Origin of the sequence: Pseudoalteromonas sp. NGC95, assembly GCF_015864705.1 — a bacterium.
Taxonomy (GTDB): domain Bacteria; phylum Pseudomonadota; class Gammaproteobacteria; order Enterobacterales; family Alteromonadaceae; genus Pseudoalteromonas; species Pseudoalteromonas arctica.
Genome location: NZ_JADYWR010000018.1, coordinates 16,687 through 30,830, shown reverse-complemented (window position 1 = coordinate 30,830; position 14,144 = coordinate 16,687). Strand labels below are relative to the sequence as shown.

12 protein-coding genes are annotated in these 14,144 nt (G+C 39.3%); 10 read left to right on the top strand and 2 right to left on the bottom strand.

All coding sequences use genetic code 11. The annotated features are described in order from the left end of the window. The first annotated feature begins 207 nt into the window (after nt 1-207). The gene (locus I6E70_RS15520; RefSeq protein ID WP_197189084.1) at nt 208-1,101 is read left to right on the top strand and encodes a LysR family transcriptional regulator; all 894 of its coding nucleotides are present in this window, start codon (nt 208-210) and stop codon (nt 1,099-1,101) included. Between the two features lie 44 nt (nt 1,102-1,145). Here I6E70_RS15520 and I6E70_RS15515 read toward each other — a convergent pair whose 3' ends face one another. Next, a complete protein-coding gene (locus tag I6E70_RS15515) occupies nt 1,146-2,018 on the bottom strand; it encodes an EamA family transporter (RefSeq protein WP_197189083.1) in 873 nt (290 codons plus the stop codon). Between the two features lie 624 nt (nt 2,019-2,642). On the opposite strand from I6E70_RS15515, the gene I6E70_RS15510 reads away from it, so the two are divergent. Further along, nucleotides 2,643-3,023, top strand: coding sequence for a GreA/GreB family elongation factor (locus tag I6E70_RS15510; protein ID WP_197189082.1), 381 nt, complete (start codon nt 2,643-2,645; stop codon nt 3,021-3,023). 231 nt (nt 3,024-3,254) lie between these two features. On the opposite strand, the gene trhP is transcribed toward I6E70_RS15510, so the two are convergent. Continuing rightward, the gene (gene trhP, locus I6E70_RS15505; RefSeq protein WP_197189081.1) at nt 3,255-4,640 is read right to left on the bottom strand and encodes a prephenate-dependent tRNA uridine(34) hydroxylase TrhP; all 1,386 of its coding nucleotides are present in this window, start codon (nt 4,638-4,640) and stop codon (nt 3,255-3,257) included. 279 nt (nt 4,641-4,919) lie between these two features. Between trhP and ndk the strand changes: the two genes are divergently transcribed. From ndk to bamB, 8 genes are all read left to right on the top strand, one after another. Further along, nucleotides 4,920-5,351, top strand: coding sequence for a nucleoside-diphosphate kinase (ndk, locus tag I6E70_RS15500; RefSeq protein WP_007377442.1), 432 nt, complete (start codon nt 4,920-4,922; stop codon nt 5,349-5,351). Between the two features lie 167 nt (nt 5,352-5,518). Next, nucleotides 5,519-6,649: a bifunctional tRNA (adenosine(37)-C2)-methyltransferase TrmG/ribosomal RNA large subunit methyltransferase RlmN gene (locus tag I6E70_RS15495; RefSeq protein WP_197189080.1), complete on the top strand. Its 1,131-nt coding sequence runs from the start codon at nt 5,519-5,521 to the stop codon at nt 6,647-6,649. Between the two features lie 126 nt (nt 6,650-6,775). Continuing rightward, on the top strand, nt 6,776-8,614 hold the full coding sequence (pilW, locus tag I6E70_RS15490) for a type IV pilus biogenesis/stability protein PilW (protein ID WP_197189079.1): 1,839 nt from the start codon (nt 6,776-6,778) through the stop codon (nt 8,612-8,614). Then, on the top strand, nt 8,611-9,480 hold the full coding sequence (locus tag I6E70_RS15485) for a RodZ domain-containing protein (RefSeq protein WP_024591180.1): 870 nt from the start codon (nt 8,611-8,613) through the stop codon (nt 9,478-9,480). The genes pilW and I6E70_RS15485 overlap by 4 nt, the downstream gene beginning before the upstream one ends. 5 nt (nt 9,481-9,485) lie before the next feature. Beyond that, nucleotides 9,486-10,604, top strand: a complete 1,119-nt coding sequence (ispG, locus tag I6E70_RS15480) for a flavodoxin-dependent (E)-4-hydroxy-3-methylbut-2-enyl-diphosphate synthase (RefSeq protein ID WP_007583427.1) — start codon at nt 9,486-9,488, stop codon at nt 10,602-10,604. Nucleotides 10,605-11,002: 398 nt separating this feature from the next. Beyond that, complete coding sequence (gene hisS, locus I6E70_RS15475) at nt 11,003-12,283, top strand: histidine--tRNA ligase (RefSeq protein ID WP_007583429.1); 1,281 nt, start codon at nt 11,003-11,005, stop codon at nt 12,281-12,283. A gap of 19 nt (nt 12,284-12,302) precedes the next feature. After that, a complete protein-coding gene (locus I6E70_RS15470) occupies nt 12,303-12,923 on the top strand; it encodes a YfgM family protein (RefSeq protein WP_007583431.1) in 621 nt (206 codons plus the stop codon). A gap of 10 nt (nt 12,924-12,933) precedes the next feature. Continuing rightward, nucleotides 12,934-14,112 (top strand): outer membrane protein assembly factor BamB, encoded by a 1,179-nt coding sequence (gene bamB, locus I6E70_RS15465; protein WP_007583433.1) that lies wholly within the window; start codon nt 12,934-12,936, stop codon nt 14,110-14,112. Nucleotides 14,113-14,144 lie beyond the last annotated feature (32 nt).

Genomic DNA, 14,144 nt, shown 5'->3' with positions numbered 1-14,144 from the left:
CAACTTCAAACTACTTTTAATTCATTTAGCTGATCAGATTGAGTTACATTATTTACCAGTGCTCTTATTGAGAGTTATTAAATTAAAATCACATAAAATTTGGTTGCCTAATTTCAGTTCTTCCCTCCCCCCCTTAATCTCTAATGAAATTTTAAAGCGTCGCTGTTAATATTATATTCCTACATCCTAAACAATAAAGTAGTTCTGATGGCAGCTAGTTATTCTCTCGATGATTTACGTTACTTTTGCACCATAGTAAAATTAGGTAGCTTTAAAAAAGCATCAATAAGCCTTGATATGTCACTATCAACTTTAAGCCGTAGAATACGTTTATTAGAGCAAGCACTTCAATTAACGTTACTAAATCGAGATGCCCATCGAGTTACACTTACGCATACTGGCGAGTTATATTACGATCGCTATCGTAAACTGTTCGATGAAGTAGAGTGTATAGAGCAAGCACTTTGTGATGAGAAAGACCAACCTAAAGGGAAAATTAGGATCTGCGCACCCATTTACATGGGTAAACATTTTTTAAGTGCTATTTTTTGTAATTTTTTACTGCAGTATCCCGATATTCAACTAGATTTACGCTTTTCAAATAACCTTATTGATATTGAAAAAGAAGGGATTGATATAGCGTTTAGAGTAAGAAACCCTGCTATTGATAATTGGGTTATTAGGGAGCTTAAGCTTACTCACAATATATTATGTACTCACTTAAATCATGATTATCAATCCATCACTCATCCTGAGCAATTAGAAGAGCAATCAAAAGTTACGTGCGTTGGGTTGGTACCGTGGCAATTAAAAAATCAGCAAACGAGTGAAGAGTACAGTTTTAATCCAAACACACATGTTCGATTAGAAGTTGATGAAATTCAAATGATGAAACAAGCAGTTGAGTCTGGTGTGGGTATTAGCTACATCCCTGATTATATAGCATTACCACTTATTAAAGCCGGAAAGCTTAAACACATTCTTCCTGATTGGCAAAGCAAAGGGCAGCCATTTTCTATGCTTTATCGCGACAGAAAACAAATCCCTTATCGAGTGCGATTACTTATAGAGCATACACTGCAACACTTTACTAAAATGTAGCAGTGTGGGTTTTTATCATTGAAATAATTAAGCTAATTCGACCGTTAAAAACTAAGCCTTAGTACAATTACACCTAAAAACGCCGTTGTTAATCCTATAACTTCTTGGCGTGTAAAAGACTCTTTTAGAACGATGCGTGAGTACAACAAAATAATTAAAATATTCATACCTGAAATCGCTGAAACTAGCCCTGTATTACCAATTGCAAAAGCCGATATTATTGCCACCATACCTGCCACGTTTGTTAATCCAATCAGTAACCCGCATGAAAATGTTTTACTCGCAGACCAATCCCCTTGAGAAGTGCCTTGCTCTGCTAACATTTTTTTACGTTTTACTAACCAACTAACAGCAAAAAGAAAACTACCAAACCCGAACATAGATGTTAGCGTTGCAAACGTATCCGCTTCAAGAAGTGTTGATTGCTTACCCATTAAATCATTAAATGCAAAGGCAAGTGCAGCGAGTAATCCCCATTGTGCACCTTGTAGGTTATTCAACGAAATATCGCTTGAATAACGAATGATATAAAGGCCACCAAAAATAATAAAAAAGCCGATTAATTGAATAGCAGTTAAGGTTTCTTGCCATAATAAAAAGGCAAATAAAAGTACAAATAAAGGCGTTAACCCCGACAGGATGCTAATTAAAGACGCTTTCCCAACCGAAAACCCTTTGTGCAAAAACCCATTAGCCGCAAAAGATCCAAAACCTAAAGCGAGCCCAACAGTAATATCAGCCCAGCCGTACCACGTGTGCTCAAACACCACAGTACCTAGCGCACTAATTATAAACCCCACAAAAAAAACACCGAATAATAATAGATTACGATTAATCTTTTTTTGTGACGTCCATTGGTACATTATTCCTCGCGCACCAAAAAAAATAGTGGCGAGTAATGCAAAAATTATCCACATATAAATGAGACCCTTTATAATTTACTTTGATAAACCCGAATAAAAAGTGGTTATTTAACATTGTTGAATGGAGTAACTATTACATAAAGGTTCAGCTGTAAAACACGTAGCCACTACAAAAGCGTTACCCGATACCTAGCTTCTACTCTATAAAATAAACAGCTTAAGCTTCACATAATAAAATACTAGCCACACAATTACACTTTAATAAACAACAACACCAGTATATTTAATCTATAAATATTATAAATAGGCATAAATGGCACTATATTTCCCATAAATAGCATTTAACTATTTAGTCTTTTAAATTTAATCACATAGTGACCAACTAACACACAGAAATAACAACAACTTAGTGAAAAAACGAATTTATAAAAACATAAAAAACAGTTTTAAACTGTAATTTTATCGCCAATATATTTTTAACCTAAAACTCAATTGACTTTATTTTTAAACTCAATATGATTGATTTAAACAAAGAGGATAATATGTTTACTTTAATCACATACCTGCTAAAAACAAATACCACCTTCGGAATTTAAGCCGAGTGTAACCCTTACACTCGGCAGTTACACTGTACCTTTATATATTTAAATTCGATTCAGTTTTTGTGGGGATAAGTCCATGCTTTCTTTTATGTTCGAGCGTAAAAAACCTTTCCTGTCTAAAAATGACTTCACAGACGCAGCGATACTATTACAACCGCTGAAGCTTGCGTATTTACTACAAGAAGTCGAGTATTCACAGCGGCCTTGGTCAAAATTCAATCCGCATGTACAAATTAATAGCACGGTGGTTATTAAAAATATAACCACCGGTTTTAAGCGCCGTATAACTTTAGTGCCTCCAATCCAACGAAAGCACTTTATTAGTGACGTATCATTTCACTCTTCTCTTGGGGTCGCTCTTTTAGGGCATAAAATAAATCATATTATTGAATATAAAGAAGCTGGGGAATCCCACCTTTGGGAAATAATAGCCATTAATATTAAGGAGGAAATATAGAGTAAATTATTTCAATTTTTATTTATTAATTTTATATATTTAATTGGAGTTATTTGTAATGAGTAAAGAAAAACCTAAAAAACATGCAAGCAAAACATTAAAACAAAAACGTAAAGAGCGAAGAGATAAGCTAAAGCAACTTGAAAAATAATTAATATTATTTTAAATAAAGTCGCAAACTCGGGGTTTTTATAACCCCGATTTTTTTGAAAAAACTATATTCAGCTGTAGCTAAACAGCTTGTTTAAATGGATTACGAGTATCTTGGTGTTCCTCAAGATTACGCATTAAAATAGCGTGCGCTAAGTTAATGCCTTCATTTAGCGGTATTTTTACAATGTGACCAGAGCCTTTAGCATCGCTAATAGTTTCCCCCTTTTTGTTTTCCATATATTCAAGCTTAAAAGTAATGTTACCTTGTGGTGTCATAAGCTCTAAGGAGTGACCTGTACAAAATTTATTTTTAACGTCTATTTCAACTAATCCATTTTCGCAGCGCTCAAGTACTTCTCCCACAAATTGCTGCTTAGTTGATACCGAATGACCGTATTCATAATTTTGATAATCTTGATGGGCATGGCGTTTTAAAAAGCCTTCGGTATAACCACGATGTGCTAGATTTTCGAGTGTTTTAAATAAGTTAGTATCAAATGGTTTACCCGAAGCTGCGTCGTCTATTGCTTTGCGATAAACTTGTGCTGTGCGCGCTACATAATAAAATGACTTAGTACGCCCTTCTATTTTTAAACTATGTACACCCATTTTTGTTAACTGCTCTACGTATTGCACAGCGCGTAAATCTTTTGAGTTCATAATATACGTGCCGTGTTCATCCTCAAACGCAGGCATATACTCACCAGGGCGACCTTGTTCCTCTAGCATAAATACATCTTTGCTTGGCGCGCCTTCACCCAGTGTAGGAATCACCTGTTTGGGGTCAATTTTATGCACCATTTCGCCGGTTTCGTTCTCAACACCAGGTTTTACATCGTAATCCCAACGACATGCATTAGTACACGTCCCTTGATTTGGATCGCGCTTGTTTATATAACCAGAGAGTAAACAACGCCCCGAATACGCCATACAAAGCGCACCATGTACAAACACTTCAAGTTCGGTGTCTGGGCAGAGTGTGCGTATTTCGGTTATTTCTTCGAGCGACAGCTCCCGTGATAAAATAACACGTTCAATCCCCTGTTTTGCCCAAAATTGTACACTCGCGTAATTTACCGCATTTGCTTGTACCGATAAGTGAATAGGCATGGCTGGCCATTTTTCACGAACAAGCATAATTAAACCAGGATCTGACATAATCAGCGCATCGGGCTGCATCGCAATAACAGGTTCTATATCACGTAAATACGATTTAACTTTAGCGTTGTGCGGTGCAATATTAGACACCACATAAAACTTTTTATTTTGCGCATGCGCTTCACTAATGCCTACTTGCAGAGTATCAAGGTCAAACTCATTATTGCGCACACGCAAACTATAGCGAGGCTGCCCTGCATAAACCGCATCTGCGCCATAAGCAAAAGCGTAGCGCATGTTTTTTAAACTGCCTGCGGGGCATAGTAATTCAGGAATAAAAGGCATTGAAGAAATAACGGGTGACATGTGCGCTCCATACATCAAACTGGGTTTAAGCCAGTTGCATAAGTAGTTAACCTAAACTCTGAAAAATAAATCTATCCCAAGCAGAATTCAGATTAGTCATTAACAAATAAGTAAACAGAAGCGCGGCAGTATAAATGCGGTCAATAATTTGTATTTGATCGAGATCACAAAACGGCAACCAAACTGGTTTTTAATAAAATTAGGATTTTTCACTTAAAACGCGTATAATTCGCGCCCGTTAATATTCACACTTTTACTTAAAATTATTGGAGCATAAAGATGGCTTTAGAACGTACTTTTTCAATCGTAAAACCTGATGCAGTTGCTAAAAACCACATTGGCGCTATCTACAACCGTTTCGAATCTGCTGGCCTTAAAATCGTTGCAGCTAAAATGGTTCACCTTTCACAAGAGAAAGCTGAAGGTTTCTACGCTGAACATAGCGAACGTCCTTTCTTCGGTGCTTTAGTATCTTTCATGACATCTGGTCCAGTAATGGTTACAGTTCTTGAAGGCGAAAACGCTGTTCTTAAAAACCGTGAAATCATGGGTGCTACTAACCCTGCTGAAGCACTAGCTGGTACTTTACGTGCAGACTACGCTGATAGCATCGACGAAAATGCTGTTCACGGTTCTGACGCTGTTGAATCTGCTGCTCGCGAAATCGCGTACTTCTTCGCTGACGAAGAGCTTTGTTCACGTACTCGTTAATTCGAATTCGTTAACATATTGAAAAGGGCTTTCGGGCCCTTTTTTAGTCATTACGTAAAGTATTAATCAGAAACTCATGATGTTTTACTTAATGATTAAAGTGAGTGAATTGTGTACAATTCGTCCTCGTAAATTTTATCTCCACCGTCACCGATTGAGGTTGTTTCATGACCGAGCAAAAAAAGATTAACTTATTAGATTTAAACCGAGAAGCAATGCGCGAGCTATTTGCATCGTTCGGTGAAAAGCCGTTTCGTAGTGACCAGGTGATGAAATGGATTTATCATTTTGGCGTAGATAACTTCGACGATATGAGCAACGTAAACAAAAAGCTTAAAGAAAAACTTAAAGCTGAGTGCGAAATTGTAGCGCCAGAAATTACCGTTCGCCAACAAGCAAGCGACGGTACTATTAAGTACGCACTTATTCTGGAAGGCGGCCAAGAAGTAGAAGCCGTTTGGATCCCTGAAAAAGAGCGCGCTACGTTATGTGTATCATCACAAGTGGGTTGTGCTCTTGAGTGTACTTTTTGTTCTACTGCTCAACAAGGCTTTAACCGTAACTTAAAAGTATCTGAAATTATTGGTCAAGTTTGGCGTGTAGCTAAAGATATAGGCCTTGATGGTCATAGCGAAAAGCGCCCAGTAACTAACGTTGTAATGATGGGTATGGGCGAGCCTTTACTTAATCTTAAAAACGTAGTGCCAGCAATGGAACTAATGATGGACGATTGGGGCTTTGGTTTATCTAAGCGCCGCGTAACATTAAGTACTTCAGGCGTTGTACCTGCACTTGATTTACTAAGAGAGAAAATTGACGTAGCACTGGCTATATCACTTCACGCACCAGATAACGCACTGCGTGACATTTTAGTGCCAGTTAATAAAAAGTACCCTATTGAAGAATTTTTAGCCTCGTGTCGTCGTTATATCGATGGCTCAAAAGCAAATAAAGATGTAACGGTTGAATACGTGATGCTTAACGGTATTAACGACAGCACCGATCAGGCGCATGCATTAGTGCAAACGTTAAAAGGCACACCTTGTAAGGTAAACCTTATTCCGTTTAACCCGTTCCCGGGTAATGAATACACGCGCTCAAGCAATAGCCGTATTGACCGTTTTTCAAAAGTATTACAAGCAGCAGGCGTTACCTGTATTGTGCGTCGTACTCGCGGTGACGATATTGACGCCGCTTGCGGACAGTTAGTAGGTGATGTAGTTGACCGTACTAAACGTTTAGCTAAAAAGAAAATGCGTGACGATAACGCAATTAGCGTTAATATCCACCAAGCATAATCTGTAACCACCCTATGTGAATTAGTCATGTAGGGTGGTTAAGTTGTTTATTTTTAAATAAATGATGCAACAACAAAGGTTTTAGGTAAGATAGGCGCCATGGACTAAAAATAAAGAGATAAGGTAATGCGATCTATACTTGCTATAACACTATCAACACTTGCCTTAAGTGGCTGTGTTAGCGAAAGTAGTTATAACGGCAGTAATAAGCCCGTCGTCGAAAATAAAATTAATAATACTGGCGCAGCACGAACACGAATTGCTTTAGCCCTACAGTATTTAAAAACGGGTAATAACTCTCAAGCCAAATACAATTTAGAACGTGCAGCTGCATTTGCTCCTGACCTACCTGAAGTACATTACTCTCTTGCTTATTACTATCAACAAGTAGGCGAAAACCCGCTAGCTGATAAAGCCTACCAAAAAGCACTCGAAATAAAGCCTGACGATCCTAATACCCTTAATAACTACGGCGTGTTTTTATGTGGTATTGATGAATACGATCGTGCAACTGATCAATTTTTAAAAGCCATTGAAGTACCAAGTTATATTCGCGTTGCCGAAAGTTACGAAAATTTAGCCTTGTGTGCTATTGAATTTGATGATTTTGAAAATGCAGAAAGTTACTTTCAACAGGCACTTAATCACAGCTCTCAGCGTACATCTACGTTAATTAGTTTAGCAGCGCTGTATTACGCAAAAAGTGACTTATACAAAGCCAGTGAACTTTTAAAACGCTACGAAAGCACAGGTCGAGTATCTTCTCGCGCATTAATGCTTAGCTACCTTGTAAAAAACAGAATGGGCAAAATAGAAGAGGCTGAAAAAATTTCCAGCACTATTTTACAAACTTACTCTAGCAGTAACGAAGCCTATGCATTAAAAGAGAAAAGAACACGTTTTAATGAGTTTGAAATACTGCGAGAAAAATACCGCAAAGCGCAGTTAAAAGAACTAAAAAATGACGAAAGCGGCGCGCACGTTAGTTCAAAACCAAAAATAAAAGTAATCAGAAAGAAACGTTCACCACAAGACGGTTCAACAAGCTTGGTAACAAACGACGCGCAAAAAACAGATAAAAAGATCGCAATAGCAAATAACCAAGATGTAAATCCAGTTATAGTAAGAGAAAAGCAAGCTAAGGCGGTACAAAACACGGTCAGTAAGCAAGCCGACGAAGCAACCGTAATAGCAAAACAAGTAACAACTCAAAAAGAAGAAGTTCCTAAAGTCGTCGCGCCAAGCAAACCTACCGATACATCGGCTGTTATGCTTGCACTTACTACTGAGCACGACTCTGCAGATTCCGTAGTAGCAGCACCTAAAAAAGCTAAGCCCGTTTACGAACCTCAAAAAGAAGCTATAGCAGGAAAGCAACCAACTAAAGCTGATGACGAAGTTACAATAATTTCGTTTGGCGCACCTAAAACAGGCCAGTTTAATTCGCAGCAAACTAGTAACTATAGTAATTCAGTTCCTGCAGTTACCGCTCAAAAAAATAGTAGTGACGTGGTATTCTACGAAGCGACTAAAAATACAACTGTATTTGAAAATAGCAGCTATCAAAATGATGCAGATATTGAATTTAAAAGTTACGAAGCAGTACAAAAAACAGAGCTCCCAATGCTTAACCCTAAAGTATCGCCTTTACGCGTGCCATTTCACGTAATTGCTGTTGGCGAAAACCTATTTAGCATTTCGGTGCGATACAATGTTAAACTACAAAAGCTCCTGCAATGGAATGGTCTAAAAGAGTCGGATCGGGTAATGAATGGAAGTAAAATATACCTAAACGATCCAAATATTTATTACGAAATTAAAGCTGGTGATTCCCTTTACGATATAGCTACCCAGCGGCATGTATTAATTGATGAATTAATGCGATGGAATAAATTAAGTCCTGATATAGCACTAAAACCAGGGCACAAACTTTTACTAGTGGATCCAGACTCATACACATTATGAATGAAGAAAATACGCAAACACAGAGCGAACAGCCAACTGTAGGCCAAATATTAAAAAATCACAGAGAACAAGCGAACGTTAGCATAGCGACTATTGCTGCACCGTTAAAGCTGTCTGAACTTCAAATTAAGCGCCTTGAAAATGATGAATTTACATTACTCGGCCCTATTACTTTTGTTAAAGGCTATATAAAAAACTATTGCCGTGAATTAAAAGTAGATAGCGCACCTATATTAGCAATGATGCCAGCCCCACCGGAGCCGGCTAAACCCGCTAATATGCAGAGTTTTTCACGCCGTACAGAAAAAGAAGCAAACGACAGCCGTTTAATGTTTTTTAGCTATTTAATTTTAGCGATTGTTATTGGCTCATCTGCTTTATGGTTTTGGCAAAACGCGACACCTATTGAAGAGCAAACAAGTAACATAAACGTTGCCAACTCAAAAATGAGCGAGCGCCAAGCCGCTCAACCCAGTATCTCAGAGCAACAGCAACAAGCCGAAATTGACGATGAATCATTATTAGAATCACAAAGCACGTCTAGTGAAACATCAACAAGCCCAGAAATAGTTAAAGAAACGGCTCCTATTGCTTCTAACAATGCAAGCCAAGAAGATGCTAGCAGCACAATTGTCATGAACTTTAATGGCGAAAGTTGGGTTGAAATTTACGACGGCGAAGGCGAAAAAATAGCATTCGGCGTTAAAAAAGCAGGCTACATTATGACCGTAAGCGGTACGCCTCCTTTTTCAGTTGTGCTTGGTAAGCATGACGCTGTAGACATTACTTTAAACGGTGAACCTGTAGATGTTTCTGCATTTCCTCAAAACCGTTTAGCCAAATTTACATTACCACTAGCAGAGTAGTCGCTATGTTTTCAGAATCTCCAATTAAACGCAGAAAATCCACCCGAATCAATGTAGGTAACGTCCCTATTGGTGATGGTGCCCCTATTGCAGTGCAATCAATGACCAACACCGACACCATGGATGTTGATGCAACTGTTGCACAAATACAGGCAATACAAGATGCAGGTGCCGACATAGTCCGTGTATCAGTACCAACAATGGATGCAGCCGAAGCGTTTAAAAGTATAAAAGAGCAAGTAACGATTCCGCTAGTTGCAGATATTCATTTTGATTATCGTATTGCCTTAAAAGTAGCAAAATACGGTGTAGATTGCCTGCGTATAAACCCGGGGAATATAGGTAGTGAAGAGCGTATTAGAGCCGTAGTAGACTCAGCACGCGAGCACAACATTCCTATTCGTATTGGTGTAAATGGCGGTTCACTAGAGCGCGACTTACAAGAAAAATACGGCGAACCAACACCAGAAGCCTTATTAGAATCAGCAATGCGCCATGTAGATATCTTGCGCCGCCTTGATTTTGACCAATTTAAAATATCAGTAAAAGCGTCTGACGTATTTTTAGCTGTAGGTGCATATCGCTTACTCGCTAAAGAAATAGACCAACCACTACATTTAGGTATTACCGAAGCGGGCGGCATGCGCTCAGGCTCTGTTAAATCTGCAGTAGGTTTAGGTATGCTTCTTGCCGAAGGTATTGGCGATACCCTGCGTGTATCACTTGCTGCCGACCCGGTACAAGAAATTAAAGTAGGCTTTGATATCTTAAATTCATTGCGCATTCGTTCGCGTGGAATTAACTTTATTGCCTGCCCTAGCTGCTCACGCCAAGAGTTTGATGTGGTAAGCACCATGAACCAACTTGAAGAGCGCTTAGAGGATATTATCGAACCTATGTCAGTTTCGGTAATTGGTTGCGTTGTAAATGGACCAGGTGAAGCGCTTGTGAGTGATATAGGGCTTGCCGGTGCAAATCGTCGTTCAGGTTTGTATATAAATGGCGAACGCCAAAAAGCGCGCATTGATAACAATAATATTGTTGACCAGCTTGAAGGTTATGTACGCGACTTTATAGAAAAAAAGCAGAGCCAAACACCGATTGACATAAAAATAGTCGAATAAATACCGTTTAAGGTGGCAAACCCCGTGGTTTGCCGTTTACCTTTATAGCTAGTGGATACCCAAACGACCCCAAGATACAGAATTCAGCGTTTCACAGGCTCTTAATATCAAGGCGTTACTTTGCAAGAATGGCAATCCCTTTTAAAAAGTAACAACGATGAGAGTAAGTGTCTGTGAACCGCCCAACGGGTTGGTTTAAAAGCGATTTATACTGCGTTATTGATTTTAACAATAGAACCACTATTACTTTCAATCAATGCCTTGCCTAAATCGCTTTTAATTCCAACTGAAACTCGCATCATGGGGTCATTTGGGTATATAATGACGGGTCAATTTTTAGCATTCTTGTTGTGTAAGCATTTTTCATTACACAAAAAAACAGCATTTAGGATTTATCAGTGGCAAAACAAATTCAGGCAGTTCGCGGTATGAACGATTGTCTGCCGGGCGATACACAAGTTTGGCAGAAAGTAGAAAACATTTTACGCGAGACAGTAGCATCGTTCGGTTATCAAGAAATTCGTTTTCCTATTGTAGAATCAACCGACTTATTTAAACGCTCTATTGGTGAAGTTACCGATATAGTAGAAAAAGAAATGTACACCTTTGCTGATCGCAATGGCGACTTATTAACACTTCGCCCAGAAGGCACCGCAGTATGCGTACGTGCTGGCAACCAAAATGGCTTACTATACAACCAAGAACAACGCCTTTGGTACATGGGTCCAATGTTTCGTCACGAGCGTCCGCAAAAAGGTCGTTACCGTCAGTTTCACCAATTTGGTTTAGAAACATTTGGTATTGCTACAGCAGATATAGACGCAGAAGTTATTTTATTAACAGCGCAACTATGGGAAGCCTTTGGTATTACTGACCACGTTCGCTTAGAGCTAAATTCTCTAGGATCTAACGAAGCGCGTGCAGATTACCGTGATGCGTTAGTAGCCTACCTTGAGCAACACATTGATGTGCTTGATGAAGACTCAAAACGTCGTATGTATTCAAACCCATTACGCGTACTTGATAGCAAAAACCCAGACGTACAAGCAATTTTAACTGATGCGCCTAAATTGTCTGAAAATTTAGATGCTGAATCAAAAGAACATTTTGCAAATTTATGTGAACGTTTAGACGCTGCTGGCGTCTCATATACGGTTAATGAAAAGTTAGTACGTGGTTTAGACTACTACAACCGCACTGTATTTGAATGGGTAACCGACAGTTTAGGTGCACAAGGCACTGTATGTGCTGGCGGACGTTACGATGGCTTAGTTGAACAACTTGGCGGCAAAGCAACGCCAGCAGTTGGTTTTGCAATGGGTCTAGAGCGCTTAGTATTATTACTACAAGCACTTGAGTGTGTAGGTGACATTCGTCGTAATGCTGATGTATATTTAGCAGCAATGGGCGACAAAGCAAGCATTCAAGCTCCTGCAATTGCAGCGCAACTACGTAAAGACGTACCGGGTTTACGCGTTATGGTACATGCGGGCGGCGGCAACTTTAAAAAACAATTAAAACGTGCTGATAAAAGCGATGCACTTGTTGCAGTGATTATTGGTGAAGATGAATTAGAAAAAGGCGTTGTGACCATCAAGTATTTACGCGAGCGTAAAGAACAAGTCACATTAGAATTAGAACAAGCTAAAGCACTATTAGCTGAGCTTATTAACGGCTAAGCGAACATTAGAGGTAAGAATGGATATTTATTCAACAGAAGAACAACAAGCAGAAGCCATTAAACGCTTTTTCCGTGAAAACGGCATTTCACTTGCGCTAGGTATACTTGTTGGCCTAGGTGGCTTATATGGCTGGAAAGCATATAACCAAAACCAAATTACTACCGCTGAAAAAGCATCAGATTCATATACAGCGCTTGTTGAAAGCGACGATGTATTATCTTCAGCTGATGCGTTTATTAGCGAAAATAAAGACACAAACTACGCAACACTTGCTGCATTCGTTGCTGCAAAAGACGCAGTAGAAGCAAAAAAACTAGACGTAGCAAGCGAAAAGCTAAGCTGGGTTGTGTCTAATACTCCAAATACAGAATTAAAAGCAATTGCGATTACACGTTTAGCACGTGTTCAAATTGCGCAAACTAAATATGACGATGCATTAACAACATTAAATGCACCATTACCTGAAGCGTTCAATGCAAACGTGGCCGAGCTTAAAGGCGATATTTACACTGAGCAAGGTAATAAAGATCAAGCACGTACTGCATACCAAGCAGCAATAGATGCGGGTGGATTAACAAGTAACCCACTATTACAAATTAAGTTAGATGACCTAGCAGTAACTAGCCCAGCGGCATAAGGTTTTAGGCATGAAAAAATTTACAACAGCAGCCCTTGCCCTATGTATGGCAACACTGATGGGTTGTTCATCAAGTGATGATGAAGATGAACTAGTACTTCCTGAAATTGTAAACCAATTTGAAACTGACGTTGTTTGGCAAGAATCTGTAGGTGATGGCGTAGAGCATTATTTTTCTCGTTTAACACCCGCAGTTTACAAAGATACTGTGTATGTTGCTAGCCGCGAAGGCCAAGTAGAAGCGCTTTCGCTTGATAATGGCGATACAAAATGGGAAACCGATGTACGCCAAGATTTATCGTTTTGGCCTTGGGCTGACAACGGTAATGCAAAATTATCAGGTGGTATTTTGCAAGCCTATGGTAAAATTTATATTGGTTCTGAACACGGCTTTATTATTGCTCTTGATCGCGAAACTGGTGAAGAAGTTTGGCGTAAAAACGTACCAGGCGAATCTCTGTCTAAACCAACAGCAGGCGATGGCTTAATATTTGTAAATTTAGGCTCTGGTAAATTGTTAGCCCTTCACCCAGATACAGGCGAAGAGCGTTGGAGCTTTGAACAAGAAGTTCCACCACTAACATTACGCGGACAAAGCTCGCCAACCGTTGCTAACGGTGGTGTATTAGTAGGCCTTGAGACAGGCAAGCTAAGCGTATTAATTTCAGACAGTGGTTACTCAGCATGGAGCGCAGAAATTGCGGTTGCTAAAGGCGCATCAGAATTTGAACGCCTAGTTGACGTAGACACTCAACCACTTATTAGCGGTCCATACGCTTACGCTATAGCTTACAACGGCAACTTAGCCGCTGTAGATATTCGCTCTGGCAATGTTGTATGGAAACGCGAGTACAGCAGCTACCGCGAAATTGCGATGGATGCACAAACAATTTATTTAGTAGATAGCGATGGTGTTATTTACGCATTAGATAAAAATTCAGGTATTGAACGTTGGAGCCAACCCGCTCTACGCGGTTGGTACCTAACAGGCCCTGCAGTTGCAGGTAGCCACTTAGCTTTAGGCGACCAAGAAGGTAACCTACATTGGCTAAATAAAGAAACTGGCGAGCTAGTATCTCGTGAAGACTTTGACAGCTCGGGCTTTTTTGTTGAGCCAGTTGTTGCCGACGATAAGCTAATTTTATACACCCGTGATGGTGAAGTTAGTATGGTAAAAATACCAAACTAAGTTACTAATAGTCATATGGTTTTTTTAAGGCT

Bases quoted from the DNA above. Each gene is read 5' to 3' on its own strand.
- I6E70_RS15515 (WP_197189083.1), bottom strand. From the start codon at position 2,018: ATGTGGATAATTTTTGCATTACTCGCCACTATTTTTTTTGGTGCGCGA.
- I6E70_RS15510 (WP_197189082.1), top strand. From the start codon at position 2,643: ATGCTTTCTTTTATGTTCGAGCGTAAAAAACCTTTCCTGTCTAAAAAT.
- I6E70_RS15485 (WP_024591180.1), top strand. From the start codon at position 8,611: ATGAATGAAGAAAATACGCAAACACAGAGCGAACAGCCAACTGTAGGC.
- I6E70_RS15520 (WP_197189084.1), top strand. From the start codon at position 208: ATGGCAGCTAGTTATTCTCTCGATGATTTACGTTACTTTTGCACCATA.
- I6E70_RS15495 (WP_197189080.1), top strand. From the start codon at position 5,519: ATGACCGAGCAAAAAAAGATTAACTTATTAGATTTAAACCGAGAAGCA.
- ispG (WP_007583427.1), top strand. From the start codon at position 9,486: ATGTTTTCAGAATCTCCAATTAAACGCAGAAAATCCACCCGAATCAAT.
- ndk (WP_007377442.1), top strand. From the start codon at position 4,920: ATGGCTTTAGAACGTACTTTTTCAATCGTAAAACCTGATGCAGTTGCT.
- I6E70_RS15470 (WP_007583431.1), top strand. From the start codon at position 12,303: ATGGATATTTATTCAACAGAAGAACAACAAGCAGAAGCCATTAAACGC.
- bamB (WP_007583433.1), top strand. From the start codon at position 12,934: ATGAAAAAATTTACAACAGCAGCCCTTGCCCTATGTATGGCAACACTG.
- trhP (WP_197189081.1), bottom strand. From the start codon at position 4,640: ATGTCACCCGTTATTTCTTCAATGCCTTTTATTCCTGAATTACTATGC.
- pilW (WP_197189079.1), top strand. From the start codon at position 6,776: ATGCGATCTATACTTGCTATAACACTATCAACACTTGCCTTAAGTGGC.